Annotated in this window: 19 protein-coding genes; 14 read left to right on the forward strand and 5 right to left on the reverse strand. The window is 54.8% G+C overall.

Features of this window, described 5'->3' with window-relative positions:
- The first annotated feature begins 59 nt into the window (after window positions 1-59).
- Complete coding sequence (gene moeA / locus AYI87_RS11920; protein WP_144202340.1) at window positions 60-1,307, forward strand: molybdopterin molybdotransferase MoeA; 1,248 nt, start codon at window positions 60-62, stop codon at window positions 1,305-1,307.
- A gap of 11 nt (window positions 1,308-1,318) precedes the next feature.
- The gene (gene moeB / locus AYI87_RS11925; RefSeq protein WP_144202342.1) at window positions 1,319-2,086 is read left to right on the forward strand and encodes a molybdopterin-synthase adenylyltransferase MoeB; all 768 of its coding nucleotides are present in this window, start codon (window positions 1,319-1,321) and stop codon (window positions 2,084-2,086) included.
- 126 nt (window positions 2,087-2,212) lie between these two features.
- On the opposite strand, the gene folM is transcribed toward moeB, so the two are convergent.
- Complete coding sequence (folM, locus tag AYI87_RS11930) at window positions 2,213-2,920, reverse strand: dihydromonapterin reductase (protein WP_144202344.1); 708 nt, start codon at window positions 2,918-2,920, stop codon at window positions 2,213-2,215.
- A 378-nt stretch (window positions 2,921-3,298) separates the two neighbouring features.
- Between folM and AYI87_RS11935 the strand changes: the two genes are divergently transcribed.
- Entirely contained in the window at window positions 3,299-4,870 is a 1,572-nt protein-coding gene (locus AYI87_RS11935; protein ID WP_144202346.1) for a BCCT family transporter, read from the forward strand.
- Window positions 4,871-4,971: 101 nt separating this feature from the next.
- On the opposite strand, the gene AYI87_RS11940 is transcribed toward AYI87_RS11935, so the two are convergent.
- From AYI87_RS11940 to AYI87_RS11955, 4 genes are all read right to left on the reverse strand, one after another.
- Window positions 4,972-5,691: a 3'-5' exonuclease gene (locus AYI87_RS11940; RefSeq protein WP_144202348.1), complete on the reverse strand. Its 720-nt coding sequence runs from the start codon at window positions 5,689-5,691 to the stop codon at window positions 4,972-4,974.
- Window positions 5,692-5,698: 7 nt separating this feature from the next.
- Window positions 5,699-7,588 carry a putative nucleotidyltransferase substrate binding domain-containing protein gene (locus tag AYI87_RS11945; protein ID WP_144202349.1) on the reverse strand — a complete coding sequence of 630 codons (1,890 nt, stop codon included), beginning with the start codon at window positions 7,586-7,588 and terminating at the stop codon, window positions 5,699-5,701.
- Window positions 7,589-7,683: 95 nt separating this feature from the next.
- Window positions 7,684-8,589, reverse strand: coding sequence for a helix-turn-helix transcriptional regulator (locus AYI87_RS11950; RefSeq protein WP_144202351.1), 906 nt, complete (start codon window positions 8,587-8,589; stop codon window positions 7,684-7,686).
- A gap of 23 nt (window positions 8,590-8,612) precedes the next feature.
- Complete coding sequence (locus tag AYI87_RS11955) at window positions 8,613-9,458, reverse strand: formate dehydrogenase accessory sulfurtransferase FdhD (protein WP_144202353.1); 846 nt, start codon at window positions 9,456-9,458, stop codon at window positions 8,613-8,615.
- Window positions 9,459-9,752: 294 nt separating this feature from the next.
- Here AYI87_RS11955 and AYI87_RS11960 point away from each other — a divergent pair, with 294 nt between their 5' ends.
- The 11 genes from AYI87_RS11960 (at window position 9,753) to fdh3B (AYI87_RS12010) (ending at window position 22,444) form a co-directional block, all read left to right on the forward strand.
- Entirely contained in the window at window positions 9,753-10,223 is a 471-nt protein-coding gene (locus tag AYI87_RS11960; RefSeq protein WP_144202355.1) for a DUF3305 domain-containing protein, read from the forward strand.
- Complete coding sequence (locus tag AYI87_RS11965) at window positions 10,223-10,813, forward strand: DUF3306 domain-containing protein (protein WP_144202357.1); 591 nt, start codon at window positions 10,223-10,225, stop codon at window positions 10,811-10,813. The genes AYI87_RS11960 and AYI87_RS11965 overlap by 1 nt, the downstream gene beginning before the upstream one ends.
- A 187-nt stretch (window positions 10,814-11,000) precedes the next feature.
- Window positions 11,001-12,671, forward strand: a complete 1,671-nt coding sequence (locus tag AYI87_RS11970; RefSeq protein ID WP_144202483.1) for a 4Fe-4S binding protein — start codon at window positions 11,001-11,003, stop codon at window positions 12,669-12,671.
- Between the two features lie 10 nt (window positions 12,672-12,681).
- Window positions 12,682-13,347, forward strand: a complete 666-nt coding sequence (locus AYI87_RS11975; protein ID WP_041509655.1) for a molecular chaperone — start codon at window positions 12,682-12,684, stop codon at window positions 13,345-13,347.
- A 167-nt stretch (window positions 13,348-13,514) separates the two neighbouring features.
- The gene (locus AYI87_RS11980; protein WP_144202359.1) at window positions 13,515-13,715 is read left to right on the forward strand and encodes a formate dehydrogenase; all 201 of its coding nucleotides are present in this window, start codon (window positions 13,515-13,517) and stop codon (window positions 13,713-13,715) included.
- A 51-nt stretch (window positions 13,716-13,766) separates the two neighbouring features.
- Window positions 13,767-16,616 (forward strand): formate dehydrogenase subunit alpha, encoded by a 2,850-nt coding sequence (locus AYI87_RS11985; protein ID WP_144202485.1) that lies wholly within the window; start codon window positions 13,767-13,769, stop codon window positions 16,614-16,616.
- A gap of 27 nt (window positions 16,617-16,643) precedes the next feature.
- Complete coding sequence (fdh3B, locus tag AYI87_RS11990; RefSeq protein WP_011863870.1) at window positions 16,644-17,234, forward strand: formate dehydrogenase FDH3 subunit beta; 591 nt, start codon at window positions 16,644-16,646, stop codon at window positions 17,232-17,234.
- Between the two features lie 50 nt (window positions 17,235-17,284).
- A complete protein-coding gene (locus tag AYI87_RS11995; protein ID WP_144202361.1) occupies window positions 17,285-18,292 on the forward strand; it encodes a formate dehydrogenase subunit gamma in 1,008 nt (335 codons plus the stop codon).
- A 491-nt stretch (window positions 18,293-18,783) separates the two neighbouring features.
- Window positions 18,784-18,981: a twin-arginine translocation signal domain-containing protein gene (locus AYI87_RS12000; protein WP_011863872.1), complete on the forward strand. Its 198-nt coding sequence runs from the start codon at window positions 18,784-18,786 to the stop codon at window positions 18,979-18,981.
- 17 nt (window positions 18,982-18,998) lie between these two features.
- Window positions 18,999-21,854, forward strand: coding sequence for a molybdopterin-dependent oxidoreductase (locus AYI87_RS12005; RefSeq protein WP_144202363.1), 2,856 nt, complete (start codon window positions 18,999-19,001; stop codon window positions 21,852-21,854).
- Between the two features lie 20 nt (window positions 21,855-21,874).
- On the forward strand, window positions 21,875-22,444 hold the full coding sequence (gene fdh3B, locus AYI87_RS12010; protein WP_011863874.1) for a formate dehydrogenase FDH3 subunit beta: 570 nt from the start codon (window positions 21,875-21,877) through the stop codon (window positions 22,442-22,444).
- Window positions 22,445-22,463 lie beyond the last annotated feature (19 nt).

Here is a 22,463-nt window from a genome sequence, read left to right on the forward strand (position 1 = left end):
CATAATGAGCGGCAATATTCGCTTTTACTCATATCCTACAGTTAACGCTAAGGTACTCTATGTCTATGCAAGCCGATCCCTGTGCAAAACCCAGCCTAATGCATCCCGATGAAGCCATCATCAAGCTTCTGGAACAAGTTCGTCCACTGGAAGAATCGGAAATGGTGCAGCTTCCCCATGCGCTGGGACGTGTGCTGGCCGAGGAGCTGGCCTCAAGTATAGACCTGCCACCCTTCGATAACTCGGCGATGGACGGTTATGCCTTCCGTTTCGAGGATCTGGCCCAGGGCAATCGTTTCACCCTAATAGGCCACTCCTTTGCCGGGCATCCTTTCGAGGGCGAGGCCAGCGCCAATACCTGTGTGCGCATAATGACGGGCGCGCCTGTGCCGCCGGGTTATGACACAGTGCAGATGCAGGAAAAAGTCGAGGTCGACGGCGACAGCATAGTGATTGAGGCGCCCAAGGCGTTAGGCGCTAACGTGCGTCGTCGCGGTGAAGAGGTGAAGACGGGTGGCAAGGTGCTCTGCGCCGGCACCCAGATCGGCGCCGCCGAGATGGGCGTGCTGGCCACCATAGGTGCCAGCCAGGTAAGGGTGACCCGTCTGGTCAAGGTGGCCTTCTTCTCTACCGGTGACGAGTTGCGCCCCGTGGGCACAGAGCTGGCACCGGGTCAGATCTACGACTCCAACCGTTACAGCATTCAGGGACTCTTGAGCCGCGCCAACGTCGAGTGGATAGACCTTGGAGTGATCGAAGACGACCCTGAGGCGATCCGCGCCGCGTTTCGTAACGCAGCGGCCAACGCCGATATGGTGCTTACCTCGGGCGGTGTCTCTGTGGGGGATGCCGACTTTACCAAGCAGATCCTCGACGAGGAGGGTGAGATCACCTTCTGGAAACTGGCCATCAAGCCGGGCAAGCCGTTCGCCTTCGGTCGTATCGGCGAGGCGGTCTTCTGTGGTCTGCCGGGCAATCCCGTCTCCTCCATGGTGACCTTCTACAAGTTGGTGTGGCCGCTGCTTAACAAGATGCAGGGGCTGCCTCAGGTGAAGCCACTGCAATTGCAGGCCAAGCTCAAGGGTAACCTACGCAAGTTCCCGGGCCGGGTCGAGTATCAGCGTGGCGTGCTGAGTCAAAATGCTCAGGGTGAGGCCGAGGTGAGTGTCACAGGCGGTCAGGGGTCTGGCATGCTCACCTCCATGAGTCTGGCTAACTGTTTCATCATACTGGCTCAGGAGCAAGGTGATACGCCGGAAGGTAGCCTGGTGACAGTGGAGCCCTTCAACTCAGTGCTGGCACTCTAGGGGCAGGGCAGATGGAACCTAATACCCAAGAAGAGATCCTCTCCGATGCGGAGATCTTGCGCTATAGCCGCCATATCTCCATCAAGGCGATGGACTTCGAAGGCCAGGAGCGACTCAAGCTGGCCAAGGTGCTGGTGATCGGTGCCGGCGGCTTAGGCTGCGCCTCTACCCAATATCTGGCGGTCGCCGGGGTAGGTCAGTTGACCCTGGTGGATTTCGATACCGTCGAGCTGTCGAACCTGCAGCGCCAGGTGTTACACCATGATGCCACTATCGGCCAGCCCAAGGTGGAGTCGGCCAAGAGATCCTTGATGCAGCTCAATCCCCATCTCAGGGTAGACACCATCAATGCCGTGCTCGACGATGAGCAGATCTTGGCGCTGGTGGCCGAGCATGATCTGGTGATGGACTGCACCGACAACATAGTGGTGCGCGAACAGCTCAATCAGGCCTGTTTTCAACATAAGGTGCCTTTGGTGTCGGCCGCCGCCATCCGCATGGAGGGCACGGTTACCGTATTCGACTACGGCGAGCAGAGCCCCTGTTATCATTGCTACAGCAAGCTGTTTGGCGATCAACAGCTGACCTGTGTCGAGTCGGGCATTCTGGCGCCCGTGGTGGGCATAATAGGTTGCCTGCAGGCGGTGGAAGCGATCAAGGTGCTGGCTAAGATGGGCAAGACCCTCAGCGGCCGCATCCTGATGATAGATGCCATGACCATGGAGTTTCGCGAGATGAAGCTACCTAAGCAGCCTCATTGCCATGTTTGCGGTATGTGAGCGTTCACTTACTTTTAGGTGGTTTGATCTAGGTAGTTGAATAAGAAGCGAGGCTAAGGCCTCGCTTTTTTGTGTCTTACCGCCGGTCTTTCACGGCAAACCGGCAATATCATTCTAGGTTCAGGCCTATTTTAGGTGTCTGCCACCATCCAGTGCCAGGGAGCGTCCCGTTACATACTGGCTCCGCATCAGGTAGTCGATCGCCTCTAGTACCTCGACTTCGCCGCCCTCTCTGGCAAGTAGCGACTTGGCCTTGGCCTTCTCGCGGTAGGCGGCATCGTCATGCTCGTTGAAACAGATCAGCGCCGGAGCGATGGCGTTGACCTTTACCTGTGGCGCCAACTTGGCGGCGAAGGAGAGGGTCATGTTTTCCAGTGCGGCCTTGCTGGCGGCGTAGGCGATATGTTTCTTGCTGCCCTTTTGCGCCACATAGTCGGTGATATGGATGATGTCCGTCATGGTCTCGGGATTTTGTAGTAGCTGTGCCAGTGCGAGATTGAGCTGGTAGGGGGCGTAGACATGAACCTTCATCATCTGGGCTATCACCTGGTCGATGCCCGCAGTGTCATCATCACTCAGCCAGAGCGAGGCGTTGTGGATCACCGCATCCAGCTGCTGATAGTTCTGTGCTAGCGTCTGAATCAGCGCCTCGAGCTGGGTTTGGTCGGTGAAGTCACAGGGGTAAAGTTCGGCGCCCAGCTCGGTGAGGGCATCTATGCTGGGGTAATGGCTGCGATAGGTGCCGATCACCCTGTGTCCGCGGACGAGAAAGGCCTTGGCCAGATAGAGGCCGATACGCTTGCCTACGCCAGTGATGAGTATGGTTTTTTGCATCCTGATGCACTCTTTGATTCCCGATGTTGGGCCGATAGTAGCTTTCGCGACACACCGGGTTCAAGTGCTTTTAGGGCTTATTGTTGTCGTCCTTTCTCTCATTTATGTGATTCATCATAAGTTTATTATCTCTTAATAAATCATTTATTGTTTGTATTCGAATTATGTTGTTGGTCATCCACATCATAGGTTTCAAGGGTTTTCACCGCTAAAACTGGATCTATATAGTCGAAATTTGGCTTTAATTTGGAATAAACGGTTGATGGCGTTACAATAGGTTCGAATATTTTTATTGCATTGCTATGAGTTCAAATCATTTTAATTGAATCTAAATGATGGCCTGGTGGCGATTCTTTGAGGTCTTAACGGAGAGAATCGATGACGAAAGGTATTGATAAGTACAGCATTGAAAGCACCGACTATACCGTCGGTCAGGACAATGTGCAGAAGTGGGGGTTCGATGTGCATAACCCCGTATTTGGGGTGAGTGCCGGGTTAATTGCCGCCTTTCTATTGGCAACTTTGTTGACCGATGCCGAGACGGCCAAGTCTGTGCTCGATGGCATCAAGTGGAAGATTATCGGCGCCTTCGACTGGCTGTTTATCTGGTCGGGGAATATTTTTGTGCTCTTCTGCCTGGGTCTGATCTTCTCGCCTTACGGCAAGATAAGACTCGGTGGTAACGAGGCCACCGCAGATTACTCCTTCCTCTCCTGGCTATCCATGTTATTTGCCGCCGGTATGGGGATAGGCCTGATGTTCTGGAGTGTGGCAGAGCCCGTGGCCTATTTTACCGGTTGGTATGAGACGCCGCTCGGGGTCGAACCCAACACGCCGGAGGCGGCCAAGTTGGCGTTGGGGGCCACCATGTTCCATTGGGGTCTACACCCCTGGGCCATCTATGGTGTCGTGGCGCTGTCGTTGGCCTTTTTCGCCTATAACAAGGGTATGCCTCTCTCCATCCGCTCCATCTTCTACCCCCTGCTAGGTGACAGAGCCTGGGGCTGGGCGGGACATATTGTCGATATCCTTGCCGTGCTGGCGACCCTGTTTGGTCTGGCAACCTCGCTAGGACTCGGCGCTCAGCAGGCTGCCAGCGGTATCCACCATGTGTTTGGTATAGAGGCCAGCCTGGGGCTGCAGATGATAGTGATCGTCGCCGTGACTCTGCTGGCAGTAGTGTCCGTGGTACGGGGTATCGACGGCGGTGTTAAGGTGATCAGTAATATCAATATGATAGTCGCCTTCCTGCTGCTGATCCTGGTGGCCATGATCGGCTACGCCATTAGTCTGGGCAGCATTCCTACCACCCTGATGGCCTATGTAGAGAACATTATTCCGCTCAGTAATCCACACGGGCGTACCGATGAGGCTTGGTTCCAGGGCTGGACAGTATTCTACTGGGCCTGGTGGATCTCCTGGTCACCATTCGTTGGCATGTTTATCGCTAGGGTTTCTAAGGGGCGTACCGTGCGAGAGTTCATCACCGCCGTGTTATTGGTGCCGACCGCTGTGACTCTGATCTGGATGTCGGTATTTGGTGGCATGGCGATCGATCAGGTCGTCAACAATGTGGGTGAACTAGGTGCGAAAGGTCTGACAGACGTGCCACTGGCCATGTTCCAGATGTTCGATGTGCTGCCTATGGGCACTCTGCTCTCTATCATCGCAGTGATCTTGGTATTGGTGTTCTTTATTACCTCGTCGGACTCAGGTTCTCTGGTGATCGACAGCATCACGGCCGGCGGCAAGATAGATGCGCCGGTACCGCAGAGGGTGTTCTGGGCCCTGCTCGAGGGCGCGATTGCCATGGCCCTGCTGTGGATCGGTGGGACCGAGGCGATTCAGGCCTTGCAGGCCGGAGCTATCTCGACCGCACTGCCCTTTACCGTGATACTGCTGCTGATGTGTGTCAGCCTGCTGAAGGGGATGCGCACCGAGCGTTTCTAATGCGGATTGAGTGAAAAAAAGGAGGCCTCTGGCCTCCTTTTTTATTGCCTGCGCCGATGTCAGGGCAAGTATAAACGCCAATACCAGAGCTTAGACAAGCGCTAACGCCAGAACTCCTTGATAGGGCGGTTGGGGTCGAAGTGATGGGCGATCTGTGCCTGCAGCAACTCGGCGGTGGCGATGGCGTCGGTCAGGGCGTTGTGGGGCGGATAGCTGGGCAGGCCGTATCTTGACCGGCTTTGACCCAATCGCACCGAGCCTGGCTTGTCGCCCTTGAGGCGTTGTAGCAGGCCGCCATGTTGGCGCTTCTGTAGCTCAGACTCCAATGCCATGGTGTCGATGACAGGAAACTCAATTCCCTGGTGAATGCGACGAATAAGCGCCCGCTCCAGGAACTGCTGCTCTATCTGCCGATAGTGCACCACCATGATCTTGCCCGCCATCTGTTCCAGCACCTGTTCGAAGACGGCGGAGAGATCCGGTGCGTCCAGTATGTCGCTGTGGGTGATGCCGTGGATGATCACCGACTCCTCTGCCAGCTGTTCTCTGGGTCTTACCGTCCAGTGTTGGGCGCGATTGAGAAAGATCCGCCGCAGATTAAAGGGCACTGTGCCTATGCTGACGATATCGTCCTTATCCACGTTTAGGCCTGTGGTCTCGAAGTCCATCGCCAGCAGCTCGACCTGTGATAGCGGCGTGTCGGGATCCGGCAGGCCGCCCAGGTAGTACTGACGTAGTCCCAGGTGTTCCGTGGTCTTGAGCCGCTGCTCAAACTTGCCCGGCCAGTCGATGCTAGGTGGTGATAGTAGCTTCTTCAGCATCTTAGGCTCACTTAAATTGATTGCTTGCGTTGTAGCGGAACTTGAGGAAGTTCTGGGCGTTACTCAAGATCTGAAACGCATCTTTGAGGTTACGTCGCTCGAAATCCGACAGATGCTCAGGCTCTATGTTGTTGTCGGGATCGATTCCCTGCTCCACGTCGAAGGCCTGATGGCGGATGCGTACCATGGAGATAAATTCCATGGCGTCCCGCAGATCCTCGCCGCGCCCCTTGGGCAGTATGTTGGCGTCTATGATGTCATCCAGGCGCTCGAAAGAGTTGCGTGCACGGGAGCCCACCGCCAGGGCGTGTACCCGGATGAGATCCGCCAGCGGCGCCGTGCCCCGGCGCTTGAGGTTGATGGAGTTGTTGTGGCGGCCATCTTTTTCCATCACGAAGTCTTTGAAGAAACCCAGTGGCGGGGTGCGATTCAGGGCGTTGCGGGCGAGGCAGGCCAGGAAGCGATTGTTCTTGCGTGCCCGGCGCACGATGAAGCCGTTGAGCTGCTCGGCCCACTTGAGGCGGCCATAGACGCCGTCGAGATCGAAGAAGATGGAGGCGTTGAGTAGCGCCTTAGGGTTTGGATCGTCGATCCAGTCGGCGAAACAGGCCTCCCATTCTTTGCGTGTCATGCGCCACATGGGGTTGGTGGCCATGATATCCCCGGTGCAGTAACTATAGCCGCAGCTATCCAGTCCATCGCAGACGAAGTTGGCCAGCAGGCTGAAGTAGTCATCGTGCTTCGCCTTGTCGAAGTCGTCGTCGAGTATGATGGCGTTGTCCTGGTCAGTCACGATCAGCTGCTCGTCGCGGCCCATGGAGCCCAGCGCCAGGAAGCAGTAGGGGATGGGCGGTGGACCGAGTTTCTCTTCGGCCAGCTCGAGTATCCGCTGTTTGAAGCTGCGGCCGATCACCGACATGGCGCTGCCCACCATGTGGGAGTTGGCGTCTTCGTTCACCAGTCGCACGAAGCTGTCTTTGACCTGGGTGGCGAGGGTGGCCAGCTCCTCCAGACTCTGTTGCTGGAAGATGCTGCTGACCAGTAGCAGGGAGTTTTGCGACTCGTATCTGACGATATCCGTGGCTTCGATTATGCCTATGGGTTTGCGTCCCTTGCACACCGGTAGATGATGCACGTTGTAACGCAGCATGGTGAGCATGGCCTCATAGACATAGGCGTTATGATCTAAGGTGATCACTTCTGTGCTCACCACGCTGGCCAGCTCGGTGCCCGGATCTATTCCCTCTGCCAAGACCCGGGTGCAGAGATCCCTGTCTGTGATGATGCCAAGCAGGGGACTGGTATCGGCATCATCCTCTTCCAGGACGTCCGGGTCGATCACCAGGAGGGCGGAGACATTCTCCTGAGCCATCATGATGGCGGCCTGTTGTATGCTTTCACCTTTATGGATCAGCGGGGCATCCCGGGTGAGTAGTGTCTTCACCTTAGAGGTGGTCAGATCGTTCTGTTCGCTGGAGTTAGAGACAGTCTGGCGCAGCCGGGCGCTGTCTTCTACTTCGACGAAGTCGGCAAAGGTGTCGTACTCATCGTACAGCTGCTGGAAGATCGCCTCTGGGATGCAATAGACCAGGGTGTCCTCGATCGCCTTGACCGGGAAGCGCACCTTGTTGTTGGTAAGCAGGCCCATTTGGCCGAAGAGATCGCCGCTATCGAGGCGGTTATAGAGTTCGCCCTTGCGGCGGTAGACCTCTACCACGCCGCTGCGCACCATGTAGAGGTCATGGATCTGATCGCCAAAGTGGATGATGGGGGTGTCTTGGCGGTAGTAGGCGATCTCCACATGGTGGCTCACCATGTCGACCACCTCGTCGGGCAGGGCGTTAAACGGGGGATATTGGCTTAAGAAGTTTTGGATCTCGTTTAACTCTGCTTCCATAGATCTGCCTGTGGCTGATTTTCTCCTGCGATGGCTAACATACTAACTCAAAGACAAAGCGATGTGTGGGCCACTGCCCAAAAAGATCCCCGGGTCTAGTGAGCCGTCCACAACATCTGCCCGCACTGGCTGAGATCATAACCGCCCAGCTGAGCCGCCAGCTGACGGGTCTGGGTGCTGCCGAGCATCTCAAACAGGGCCTGGAGCTGACGACGGAAGTAGATCCCCTGGGGCATCACGAAGTCGAAGGATTCGGTGACCAGAGGCACGAAGCTCAGGCCACTCTCCAGCGCCACCGACTGACAGCCGAAGCCGATATCGGCCTCGTTACGGGCGATGAAGCCTGCCAGCTCGCGCTCGCTATAGGCGGTGATCTGCGGATTGAGCTGCTCTATGCTGGCACCTTGCTTGATCAGCCAGTGTTCCAGGTGTTGCTGACTACCTGCACCGGCCTGGCGGCCGACCCAACGCCAGGGCAGGCTGATCACTTTCTCCTCTTCCTGGCATCTGTGGTGCATCTCGCTGCGCATCATCAGCCCCTGCTGGCGGGTGTAGCCGTGCACCATCACCCACTGCTGGTGGTTGGGGTAGCCCTTGAGCAGGGCGGGGTGACGTATGTTGCGCTCCTCAACATTGCCCCAGTGCAGGGTACAGACGTCGGCGTATCCGCGCGACAGGAGATCCAGCCCCATGCGGGAGCCGGTGGAGCTGTAGCTAATTAGGTCGCTCTTGCCTATCTTAGACATGAGACGGGCCACCAACATGGAGAGCAGGGGGTCGTCGCTGCCGGTGATGTGCATGCGATCCGACAGCATGCCGCTATGGCAGGAGTCCATGACCCAACGGTCGATCAAAATCTTGGGAAACAGCCACTTACCCGTCACCTTGGTGGCGGGCAATATGCGGTCATTGGCCATGGAGTAGACCTTCTTCTCGTTCAGGTCCAGATATTCGGCGACCTGTTTGGCGCTCATGTAGACGAGTTCGCTGGGTTCAGTCATGGATAATCCTTTAACCTTCGCCGTTAACCTAGGTTACGTTTCGGCGGTGTGGCATCAAATTCGATATTTTCCGCACCATGGTAGATGAGGAAGTGGCGTCCCTTGGCGCGGGCGATCATGGTGATCCCCAGCTTCTGGGCCAGTTCCAGCCCCATCTGGGTGGCACCGCTGCGCGAAAGCAAGACGGGGATACCCATCTTGGCCACCTTGATCACCATCTCTGAGGTGAGACGGCCCGTAGTGTAAAACAGCTTGTTGCCGCCGCTCTGCTGCTTGAGCCACATCTCGCCGGCGAGGGTGTCGACGGCGTTGTGACGGCCGACATCTTCGACGAAACCGATGATCTGATCGCCCTCGCATAGGCCACAGCCGTGTACGGCACCGGCATTCTTATAGGTCTCGTTGTAGGCGCTTATGTTATTGAGCAGGCTGTAGAGCATGCTCTGTTTCAGCTGAGGCGTGGGCAGGCGAATATCCTCGACGCCATCCATGAAGCCGCCATAGACAGTGCCCTGGCCGCAGCCTGTGGTGACCGTCTTCTCCGCCAGCTTCTCTTCCAGATGCGCCGTCGACTCCTTGGTGATCACCGCCGCCGAGTTGACCTCCCAATCCACAATCACAGACTCGAGCTGATGGACGTCGCTGATGAAGCCCTGGTTCTTCAAATAGCCCAGTGCCAGCGCCTCGGGACGGGCACCCAGTGTCATCAGGGTCACTATGGGTCGCCAGTTCAGGTAGAGGGTGAGGGGGCGCTCGCAGGCGATATATTTGTCGACCACTTCGCCCTGCTCGTTGATGGCTTTCACTGCCATGGTGAGTGGGGCATCGGCTTGGGTCTTGACCAGTGTGGGATGTTTGAAACTTGTCATTGCTCTCGTCTTGTTGCATTGGGGCGCATTGAGCATAGCAAGTATCGTTCCCACGCAAGGATTTCGAGTGTAAATGCGTGATCCAGGCGTCGACTTTGTGCGATGTCGCCCTTTTCTGTCCCGGCCAAAATGGCTTTTAGGACAAATTGTCCTACGCTTGTTAGGGATTTGATGATCCAGTTCAAACTATTCCCCTTCTAGCGATGGCATGTAAATTGCTTCGTTAGGTCTATCGCTAACCCAATGCCCGGCGAATCAGCAATACGCCGGCCTGCTAGGCAAAACGGAGACGCAATGCAACATACCGAAAGTCAATGGCCCATGTATGTTTCACTGAAAAAGGTGGAGAAACAGATGGGGCGCTGGACCGCTGAAAGTTGGGAATTAGATCAGATAGTTCCCGCCACCCAGCCCGCACCAGCCGGGGCCCACATAGTGATGCTTGAACTCTACAAAGATGAGCGCGGCAGCTATCGCATCAACCTGGATATGGATAACGCCATGCTCTACGTGGTGTGCGACGAGCTGGAAGATGGCACCTGGGTGCCCGCCTATATCTCGGCCGACCAAAATGTCGCAGCCGGTTGCCTCGAGGGCGACACCCCAGTGCTGAACTTCCCCATGCCCAAGGCGATCGCCTGCTGGATAGAGGCCTTCATCACCCGTCACGGCGAGGTGGAGATATGCGCCCATAGGCGTAAGCATGTCAATCGCCGTAAGAACGAGGGGCCGAGTACCAATCCGGATAGGGGGCTAGTGTCCTGATGAGTGAGAAGCCAAGCGGACTCTTTGCACGCTGGACTCAGCGTCGCCAACAGGTGCAGGCCGAGGAAGAGGCGGCGCGTCTGGCTGAACAGGCCCAGGAAACGCCGGTCGAGCCATCGGTTGAGGCCGAAGGCGCGGATGGTGTCGAAGCTAGCGACCAAGTCGCTCCCGAAGAGAAGAAGATACTGACTGCCGAGGACCTGCCGGATCCGGAGAAGATAGAGGTGGGCGGCAGCTTCGCCAGTTTCATGGCCGACAACGTCGATCCTGATGCCAAGACGGCGGCCCTGAGGGCCCTGTGGAAGCAGCCACACTATCACGAGATCGATGGCCTGCTGGAATATGCCCTGGACTACACAGACCAGCCCAAGTTGACCGCCGAGGTCTCGGCCGAGCTAGCCAAGAAGGTCTTCAGGCATCTGACCAAGGATGAAGAGAAGGTCGAGGCGGCTGCCGAGACGGCGGAAATCCAGCTGGCACAGCAGGAAAATGCTGCGCCTCAGGTCGAGGACAATTTGGACAGGGCATCCGACGAGGTGTCCCAAAATGAACCAGAAATACAGGCCTCAACCAAGCCTCCTGTTGTTTAAGGTAAGTTTAGAGTGCTTTTAAATCCATAAATTTGGTACGTGAATTGCTGTATTAACGACAATTAACAACGAGTTAGATAATCGTTGAACTTAGGGTGAAGCTGGCGCAACAAGCGCATGCCGTCAGAGCACAACAGCCACCCGGCTGATACAGCAGCCAAATACTGCTTAGGAACGCAATGTGAGCATGCATTTAGAGACGAGCGACAATTTGGCCCACCTGAAACAGGTGCGCCAGCAAGTGTTGGGACAGACACAAATTCTGCAAAACCTGATCCCACCCACAGTGAGTTACACCACAGAGGGCAATGTGTTGATCATTGGCCCGGAAGACTTGGCACGTCTGGCGGCCGACAAGTTGGCCAGCATGGGTCAGCGCGCCATTCTGGCCAACGAGTCGATCACCAGTCAGGATGAAGACCACCTGGAGAAGGTGATGAACGCCGCCGAAGATGTCGAGAGCTATTACAACAAGCTCATCGAGATCAAAGGCTTCCTGGGTCAATTCCAGGTCAAGGTTGAGCATGACAATGGCACTGCCGATCTCAGCCTGGTGGCCATTCGTAAGGCCCATTTCGACCTGATCCTCGACCTTAGCCAAGCGCCCTGCATCAACCTCGAGATGCTGCCACCGGGTTACTTCTACGTGGGGCAGGATGAGGCCAAATTGATGGATACCATCGCCCAGCTGCCCGAGCTGATCGGTGAGTTCGATAAGCCTCGCTACGTCAAGGTGAACAGCGACATCTGTGCTCACCACAGAAACGGCATAGATGGCTGTAACCGCTGCCTCAACTTCTGCCCGGCCGATGCCATTTCCAGCGTAGATCACAAGATAGAGATCGACCCTTACCTCTGTCATGGCGCGGGCAGCTGTACCAATGCCTGTCCAACGGGAGCCATCAGTTACGACCTGCCGACGCCACAGGCGCTGCACTCCTACCTGAATAAGCTGGTGACACGCTTCCGCAGTGCGGCGCAGACCGCCCCCGTGATTTTGTTCCACGATGCCAGCCTGGGGGCCTCGCTCATCGGCGATGAGCTGCCCGGCGCCATCTTGCCGGTAGAACTCGAGGAGATCACGGTCGCCAGCATGGATCACTGGATGGCGGCTTTGGCCTGGGGCGCACGTCAGATCTTAGTGCTCAACACTGAGGCCACCGCGCCGACCCTGACTCAGATGCTCAACGGCGAGCTCAAGCTGGCCAACGAGATCCTCGACGAGATGGGTCAGCCCCAGCGTGTCAGCGTGATTGAGGCCAAGCAGATTGCCGAGCTGGCCTCGCTGATCGAGCCGAGCGCAAGCTGGCCCGTGATAGTGCCGGGTGAATTCGCTGCCACCACTAAGCGTGAGACCCTCTACGCGGCGCTCGATCACCTCAACAGCCAGGCGGCCTCTACCGATGCCTGTCTGAGCAAGAGCAATATTCCTTACGGTAAGGTGAGCGTTAATACCGATAATTGCACCCTGTGTCTCTCCTGTGTGTCGACCTGTCCTACCCAGGCACTGACCGACGGCGGCGACAAGCCGGCGCTCTATTTTGTCGAGCAGGCCTGTGTGCAGTGCGGCCTGTGTGAGTCGGCCTGTCCGGAGAAGGTGATCAGTCTGACACCACAGATTAATTTCGATGCGGCGGCCCGTCAGAGCCGTCAAACCCTGAATGAGGAGGCCCCGTTCGAATGTATTCGTTGTGGTACCCCATTCGCCACCCAATCCATGGTGCAACGGATGCTGGATGTAGTCGGCGGACACAGTGCCTTCAGTGCCAATACCGAGCGTCTGAAGATGTGTAGCGACTGCCGGGTAAAAGACATGTTTGAAGACATACTTCAAGATCCTGAAAAGCAACTGCGATAAGAGTTTAGCCATGACCGAATTAGTAAGAGAAGTTTCAGAAAACGATCAGTTAAGAGCCGATATCTACCAGCTTTTGGCGGCGCTTTTACGCAAGCAGCCAAGTGCTGAACTGTTGCAGTTCCTTTCCACCCTGGAGATAGATGCCGACGATGACAGCGACATGACCAAGGCCTGGTTGGCGCTTAAATTGGCGGCGGGCCAGTTTACCCCTGAGCAGCTGGAAGATGAGTACTTCAACATCTTCCTCGGCGTGGGTAGCGGTGAGATCTTGCCCTATGGCAGCTGGTTTATGACGGGTTCTCTGATGGACAAGCCGCTGGCATTGCTCAGACAGGATCTGGCTCAGCTGGGGTTTGAGCGCAGCGAAGAGGTGAAGGAACCGGAAGATCATGTAGCCGCCCTGTGTGAGGTGATGGGCACCCTGATCCTCGAGGCGCCTGGCTTCCGCCAGTTGGCGTTTTACCAACGTCACATCGGCAGCTGGATCGATCGCTTCTGTGACCACCTGGGACGGGCGCCAAGCGCGGCCTTCTATGCCACAGTGGCCCAGCTGGCGAAGGCGTTCTTCGTCATCGAAGCCAACGAATTTGAACAACTTAAGTTAGATATTCCGGTGAACTGCCCCGGCAGCGAAGCGGAGAAGATTGAACCGACAGCCAGCGAACTCGCGTCCTAGGTTGTGGTTTAGCTTAGTGGTCGGCGCCAACGCGCCGACATATTGAAACCGAGGGGCAACCCTCATCAAGCGTCGGGTTCTGGTCTTAGTGTCGACTTATCTGCAAAGCCAAATCGACCGAGATGAAGAGACTAGAGCCTAAATTGAGTCAACATCAAGGAGACACTATGAAGAAGCAAGCTTCTGATATGGGTCGTCGTCAATTGCTAAAAGCATTAGCCCTGGGCAGTGCAGCGGGTGCCGTGGCAACCGTGAGCGGCCAGGCCGCGGCGGCAACGCCTGCACCTCAAAAAGATGCAGCGCAAGGCGATGGTTACCACGAGACAGATCATATTCGTAGTTATTACGCGTCTTTACGTACCAAGTAAGCCTTGGACGAGTAATTACGCAGTAATTCAATAACATTAGGAGAGTGTGTGATGCGATTAACCCGCAAAACAGACCAGGCAGAAGTCGCTAAAAAGCCTGCCCTGGGTCTAAGTCGTCGTCAGTTCCTTCAGTCTGCAGGTCTTGCTACTGGTGGTATTGCCGCGGCCTCTATGCTTGGCGCTGGAATGATGCGCAAAGCCGAAGCGAAAGAAGTGCCACATGATGCGCCAACCGAAGTGAAGCGTACCATCTGTTCTCACTGTTCTGTGGGCTGTGGTATCTATGCCGAAGTGCAAAATGGTGTGTGGACAGGCCAAGAGCCGGCTTTCGACCATCCATTCAATGCCGGCGGTCACTGTGCCAAGGGTGCGTCTCTACGTGAGCACGGCCATGGCGAGAAGCGTCTCAAGTACCCCATGAAGCTAGAAGGCGGTAAGTGGAAGCGTATCTCTTGGGATCAGGCTATCGAGGAAGTAGGTCAGAAGGCGCTGGATATCCGTAAGGAATCAGGCCCGGATTCAATCTTCTTCATGGGTAGTGCCAAGTTCTCTAACGAGCAGGCTTACCTATACCGTAAATTCGCTGCCATGTGGGGCACCAACAACGTCGACCACTCGGCACGTATTTGTCACTCTACCACTGTAGCCGGTGTTGCTAACACCTGGGGCTATGGTGCGCAAACCAACTCGTTCAACGATATCCGCAACGCCAAGGCGATGATGTTTATCGGTTCTAACCCTTCAGAAGCTCACCCGGTTGCCATGCAACACATTCTGGAAGGTAAAGAGCGCGGCGCGAAGATTATCGTTGTCGATCCTCGTTTCACCCGTACTGCGGCTAAGGCCGACGAGTACGTGCATATTCGCCCAGGTACCGATATTCCTTATATCTATGGTCTGCTGTGGCATATCTTCGAAAACAAGTGGGAAGACCAGACCTTCATCGACCAGCGTGTCTACGGCATGGAGCGTATCCGCGAAGCTGCCGCTAAGTGGAACCCTGAAGAAGTTGAAAACGTGGTCGGTGTACCTAAAGAGCAGATGTACCGTGTGGCCAAGACACTGGCCGAGACTAAGCCTGGCACCATAGTCTGGTGTATGGGTGGTACTCAACACCACATAGGTAATGCCAACACCCGTGCTTACTGTATCCTGCAGTTGGCCCTGGGTAACATGGGCGTCTCTGGTGGTGGTACTAACATCTTCCGTGGTCACGATAACGTACAGGGCGCTACCGACTTCGGTCTGCTGTTCGACACCCTGCCTGGTTACTATGGCCTCAAGACAGGTTCTTGGAAGCACTGGTGTAACGTATGGGATCTGGACTATGAGTGGGTGAAGGCTCGCTTCGACCAGGAACAGCGTCTGGGTCAGGATCCTATGACCTCTACCGGTATTCCTTGTTCTCGTTGGCACGACGGCGTGCTGGAAGACAAGTCTAAGATCGCTCAGAAAGACAACATCCGTATGTCATTCTTCTGGGGTCAGTCGGTCAACACCGAAACCCGTGGCCGTGAGGTGCGTGAAGCACTGAACAAGATGGACACAGTAGTGGTTGTGGATCCATTCCCAACTATGGCGGGTGTGATGCATACCCGTAAAGATGGCGTCTATCTGCTGCCGGCGGCGACTCAGTTCGAGACCTATGGTTCGGTATCAGCCTCTAACCGCTCACTGCAGTGGCGTTCACAGGTTATTGAGCCGCTGTTCGAATCTAAGCCTGACCACGTCATCATGTACAAGTTGGCGAAGAAGTGGGGCATAGAGAAAGAACTGTGTAAGCATATCCAGGTGAACGGTGACGAGCCGTTGATCGAAGATATTGTCCGTGAATACAACAAGGGTATGTGGACCATCGGTTATACAGGTCAGAGCCCAGAGCGTCTCAAGATGCACCAGGAAAACTGGGGCACCTTCGACATCAAGAGTCTGGAAGCACCGGGTGGCCCAGCTAAGGGCGAAACCTATGGTCTGCCTTGGCCATGTTGGGGCACACCTGAGATGAAACACCCAGGTACCCAGATCCTCTACCGTACCGACCGTGAAGTCCGCTTCGGTGGTGGTAACTTCCGTGCCCGTTACGGTGTTGAGCACGAGGGTAACAACATCCTGGCCGAAGGCTCTTACTCTAAGGGCAGTGAGATCAAGGACGGTTATCCAGAGTTTACCGACAAGATGCTCAAGCAACTTGGCTGGTGGGACGACCTGACCGCAGAAGAGAAAGCGGCTGCCGAAGGTAAGAACTGGAAGACAGATATCTCTGGTGGTATCCAGCGTGTCGCCATCAAGCACGGTTGTATCCCATTTGGTAACGCTAAGGCCCGTTGTATCGTTTGGAACTTCCCAGATGATATTCCGGTTCACCGTGAGCCTCTGTATACGCCTCGTCGTGATCTTGTGTCTAAGTACCCAACTTACGATGACCGTATGGTTGCGCGTCTTCCTACCCTGTACAAGTCAATTCAGGATCAGGACTTCGCCAAAGAGTTCCCACTCGCCTTGACCTCTGGTCGTCTGGTTGAGTACGAGGGCGGTGGTGAAGAGACACGTTCTAACCCTTGGTTGGCAGAGCTTCAGCAAGAGATGTTTATCGAAATCAACCCTGCTGATGCGGCGGATCGTGGTCTACGTGATGGCGATGTCGTATGGGTTCACAGCCCAGAAGGCGCCAAGATCAAGGTGCAGGCAATGGTGACACCGCGTGTGATTGAAGGCGAGTGTTTCATGCCGTACCACTTCGCGGGTATGTTCGAAGGCGAGAGCCTGGAGAAGAGCTACCCAGAAGGTACAGTGCCTTACATCATTGGTGAGTCGGCCAACACCGTATTGACCTATGGCTATGACGTGGTGACCCAGATGCAAGAGACTAAGTCTAGCTTGTGTCAGATCACTAAAGCCTAACGGAACTTGATGAGGAGATAAGCCATTATGGCAGTCATGAAATTTCTATGTGACACCAAACGCTGCATCGAGTGTAACGGTTGCGTCACAGCATGTAAGAACGAAAACGATTCCGCTCTCGAGTGGGGTATCCAACGCCGTCGCGTCGTGACCATCAACGATGGTCAACCCGGTGAAGCCTCGATCTCTGTGGCTTGTATGCACTGTACCGACGCCCCTTGTCAGGCCGTTTGCCCAGCAAACTGCTTCTACAAGACGGAAGATGGCCTAACACTACACAACAAAGATACCTGTATCGGTTGTGGTTACTGCCTATACGCCTGCCCATTCGGTGCGCCTCAGTTCCCTAAGAAGAGCACCTTTGGCAGCCGCGGCAAGATGGACAAGTGTACTTTCTGTGCCGGTGGCCCAGAAGAGACCTTCTCCGAAGCCGAGCGTAAGAAGTACGGCGCTAACCGTCTGGCCGAGGGTAAGTTACCTATGTGTGCCGAGCTTTGTTCAACCAAGGCTCTGCTCGCCGGTGATGCGGAAGTGGTTTCCAACATCTACCGTGAGCGTATTGCGGCCCGTGGTAACCCTAATGCGATCTGGGGCTACACCCCTAAGACTGGCGTTTAAAGTGAATAGTACCGTAAGCCTTCGGGCTTACGGTCTGTAAAGGAGTGACTATGTTATTAAAATCACTGCGCAGCCTATTCACTGTGTTGTTATTGCCATTGGTCTTGGCAATGGGCTTAGGCTTGACGACGTCAGCCTATGCCGTTGACGAACAGACCAGTCAACAGATGGCAAATACCAACGACGCTGAGCTATGGCGAGCCGTGAAGTCAGGAGACAAGGGATACACCACAGCCAAAGGCGCCGAGGGTGGGGTCATGATTAACGTGTCGGCTATCGAAGGCACTAACGTTAAGAACGACTATCTCACCCCGGTGATGGCGCTGGCCGTTTGCGGTGTGTTCGGTGCTTTCTTGATCTTCTATCTGGTGAATGGCCCTTCAAAGCTAAGTCATGGTTTCTCTGGCAAGATGGTATTGCGCTGGAGCAAGGCCGATCTTTGGATTCACTGGGTGATGGCGCTTTCCTGCCTGGCGTTGATCTTTACCGGTCTTAACATCATGTTGGGTAAGCATGTGCTACAACCCTATGTGGGCACAGGCATTTGGGGCTCGCTGATCTACGGCAGCAAGACGATCCACGATTACGCGGGTCCCTTGTTCATCGTGGCCTGGGCTATCTGTGTGGTTAAATGGATGCCGTTGCAGACATTTAAGCTGTATGACCTTAAGTGGTTCCTGGTGGTTGGTGGCTACATCAACTTCGGACCCTTCAAGGGCAAGCACCCAGACAGCGGCTTCGCCAACGCCGGTGAGAAGATGTGGTTCTGGACGCTAACCCTGTTCGGTCTGTTCATCGCGGTATCCGGTATCATGCTGGTGATGCCTGGCCTGGAACTGCCACGTGAAGCCTCTATGGCGGCACTGCTGGTTCACGGCCTCAGCGCCATCATCATCATCGCCTTTACCATAGTCCACATCTGGATGGCGACGGTACTGAGTGAAGGTGGTATGGAGTGCATGAAGTCGGGTTACTGTGATGAGAACTGGGCGGTACAGCACCACAACCTTTGGTACGATGAGATCAAAGATAACGGTACCCTGACTTACAGGGACTAGACCTACAGCGACTAGACTCAAAACGCAGACGCGTTATTGAATAAAAGCGCATAGATGAAGCACCCCACCTAGGCATTAGGCGGGGTGTTTTTTTATGGTTAAAGGTTGAGGATTTTAGCGGATCCAGATCACCTTTGGCTGTTTTTTGAACGCACTTTTTATTTTCAATAACAACAACTTCATTACATCTACTGGATCCCGGTTTTCGCTATTTTTAGGGATTGCCAGCAAAGTGTATTGGCTAAAGTATGACTGGCTTAACACTTTGGCCATTTATTCATTTTTTCCGCTTATTGACCCCTGTTTAGATCAATATCTCCGCCTCGCTTCTTACCTATATTGCAACGGCAATTAATCGGATGTTTTTAAAAAACATAGCATTTTTACCAAGCTGCCACCTGTAAATAACATTGCTTTAACCAATGTGCCGATGGCGGTTTTGAATAAATCATCCCTACTAATCGAAACTTCCTAATCCACTAGGAGCAAGAATGAAGAAGCAACAGCCCGATCTGAATCGCAGATCTTTGCTGAAAGCACTCACCATAGGTGGTACGGCCGGTGTGGCCATCGCCGCGAGTGGTGTAAGTGTTGCCAATGCAACCGAAAGTAAATCTCAAGAAAAACATGCCGATGGCTACCATGAAACTGCACATATCCGCAGTTATTACAATAGCTTGCGTAGCTAATTAGGAGAATTTGAGCGATGAAGTTAACGCGCAAAACAAATGAGGCAGTCGCAACGGCTAAGCCAAGCTTAGGCATCAGCCGTCGTCAATTCATGAAGCATGCGGGTATCACAACCGGTGGTATTGCTGCAGCCTCTCTTCTCGGTACCGGCATGATGCGCCGCGCCGAAGCGAAAGATATTCCACACGATGCCCCAATCGAGATTAAGCGTACCGTATGTAGTGCCTGTGCCGTGGGTTGTGGCCTGTACGCCGAAGTCCAAAACGGTGTCTGGACGGGTCAGGAACCAGCATTCGATCACCCATTCAACGCCGGTGGTCACTGTGCCAAAGGTGCTGCGCTGCGTGAGCATGGTCACGGCGAGAAGCGTCTTAAGTACCCAATGAAGCTGGTCGACGGTAAGTGGAAGAAGCTCTCTTGGGAGCAGGCCTTCAACGAAGTCGGCGACAAGATGCAGAGCATCCGCCAGGAGTCGGGCCCAGATTCACTCTACTTCATGGGCAGCGCCAAGTTCTCTAACGAAGGCTGCTACATGTACCGTAAATTTGCGGCCATGTGGGGTACCAACAACGTCGACCACTCGGCACGTATCTGTCACTCTACCACTGTAGCCGGTGTTGCTAACACTTGGGGTTATGGTGCGCAAACCAACTCTTTCAACGACATTCAGAATGCGAATGCGATCTTCTTCATCGGTTCAAACCCTGCCGAGGCACACCCTGTTGCCATGCAGCATATCCTGATCGCCAAAGAGAAGAACAACGCCAAGATCATCGTGGTTGACCCACGTTTCTCTCGCACCGCGGCTCACTCAGATCTGCACTGTGCACTGCGTCCTGGTACCGATATTCCGTTCATCTACGGTATGTTGTGGCACATCTTCGAAAATGGTTGGGAAGACAAGACCTTCATCCAGCAGCGCGTGTTCGAGATGGACACCATTCGCGAAGAGGTGAAGAAGTTCCCACCACAAGAAGTGGCTAACATCACAGGTGTGAGTGAAGAGCAGGTTTACCAAGCGGCTAAGCTGATGGCTGAAAACCGTCCTGGTACTGTGGTTTGGTGTATGGGTGGTACCCAGCACCACGTTGGTAACGCCAACACCCGTGCCTACTGTATCCTGCAGCTGGCTCTGGGCAACATGGGCGTATCTGGCGGCGGTACTAACATCTTCCGTGGTCACGATAACGTACAGGGCGCAACCGACTTAGGTCTGCTATTCGATACCCTGCCTGGCTACTATGGCCTCAAGACAGGTTCTTGGAAGCACTGGTCTCACGTTTGGGATCTGGATTTCGACTGGGTTAAGGGGCGATTCGACCAGAACGAATACCTGGGTCGCATCCCAATGAACACTCCTGGTATTCCATGTTCTCGTTGGCATGACGGCGTATTAGAGACGCCTGAGAAGCTGGCGCAGAAAGATCGCGTGCGCATGGCCTTCTTCTGGGGGCAATCTGTTAACACAGAAACCCGTCAGCGCGAGGTGCGTGACGCCCTGGATAAGATGGACACAGTCGTGGTTGTGGATCCATTCCCAACAATGGCGGGTGTTATGCACCGTCGTAAGGATGGCGTCTATCTATTACCTGCGGCGACTCAGTTCGAGACCGAAGGTTCGGTATCTAACTCTGGCCGTAGCCAGCAGTGGCGTGAGAAAGTGATCGAGCCACTATTCGAATCTAAGACAGATATCGAGATCATGTATCGCCTGTCGCAGAAACTCGGTTTCGACAAGGAATACACTAAGCGCATCGCTAAAGATGCCAAAGACATGCTAGTGATCGAAGACATCACCCGTGAGATCAACCGCGGTATGTGGACTATCGGTATGTCTGGCCAAAGCCCAGAGCGTCTGAAGCTGCACACCCAAAACTGGGGCACCTTCAGCAACAAGACGCTTGAAGCAGAAGGCGGCCCAGCCAAGGGCGAAACCTATGGTCTGCCATGGCCATGTTGGGGCACACCAGAGCAGAAACACCCTGGTACCCAGATCCTCTACAACACAAACAAACACGTACTGCAGGGCGGTGGTAACTTCCGTGCCCGTTATGGCGTCGAATACCAAGGCAAGAACCTGTTGGCCGAAGGCAGCTTCTCTAAGGGCAGCGAGATCCAAGACGGTTACCCAGAGTTCAGCGACAAGCTGCTCAAGCAACTGGGCTGGTGGGACGATCTGACCGCCGAAGAGAAGGCAGAAGCCGAAGGCAAGAACTGGAAGACCGACCTTTCTGGCGGTATCCAGCGTGTGGCCATGAAGCACGGCTGTATTCCATTTGGTAACGCTAAGGCGCGTTGTATCGTGTGGACCTTCCCTGATCAAGTGCCTGTGCACCGTGAGCCGCTGTACACACCACGTCGCGATCTCGTGTCTAAGTACCCAACCTACGACGACATGCAAGTCCATCGCCTACCGACGCTGTACAAGTCTATCCAAGAGAAAGACACGGCAACCAAGTACCCACTGGGTCTGACTTCTGGTCGTCTGGTTGAGTACGAGGGTGGTGGTGAAGAGTCTCGCTCTAACCCATGGCTGGCGGAGCTACAACAAGAGATGTTTGTTGAGATCCACCCAGGCGATGCCGCCGACCGTGGTATCCGCAACGGCGATACCGTATGGCTGGAAGGCGCCGAAGGTGGCCGCATCAAGATCAAGGCCATGGTTACCCCTCGCGTTAAGCAAGGTGTTACCTGGATGCCATACCACTTCGCCGGTGTGATGCATGGTGAGAGCCTAGAGAATAACTATCCAGAAGGTACTGTGCCTTATGTGATTGGTGAGTCTGCGAACACGGCATTGACCTATGGTTATGACCCTGTCACGCAGATGCAAGAGACCAAAGCGTCGCTTTGTCAGATCACTAAAGCTTAAGTATCGGGAGATTTGCCATTATGGCTACAATGAAATTTTTATGTGATACCAAGCGCTGCATCGAATGTAACGGCTGTGTCACGGCATGTAAGAACGAAAACGACTCTGCGCTGGAGTGGGGTATTCAACGTCGCCGCGTGGTGACCATCAACGACGGTCAGCCAGGCGAAGCCTCTATCTCAGTGGCTTGTATGCACTGTACCGACGCCCCTTGTCAGGCGGTTTGTCCGGCAAACTGCTTCTACAAGACGGAAGATGGTCTGACGCTGCACAACAAAGACACCTGTATCGGTTGTGGCTACTGTCTGTACGCCTGTCCGTTCGGCGCGCCTCAGTTCCCTAAGAAGGGCGCCTTCGGCAGCCGCGGCAAGATGGACAAGTGTACCTTCTGTGCCGGTGGTCCTGAAGAGAATCACTCAGATGCAGAGCGTCAGAAGTACGGTTCTAACCGTATTGCCGAAGGCAAGCTGCCTATGTGTGCCGAGTTGTGTGCGACTAAGTCGCTACTTGCCGGTGATGCTGAGGTTATCTCAAACATCTTCCGCGAGCGTGTTGCATACCGTGGTTCGAAAAATGCGATTTGGGGTTAATCCTCAGCTTGTATAAGGC

Origin of the sequence: Shewanella sp. KCT (assembly GCF_007636505.1) — a bacterium.
Classification (GTDB): domain Bacteria; phylum Pseudomonadota; class Gammaproteobacteria; order Enterobacterales; family Shewanellaceae; genus Shewanella; species Shewanella halotolerans.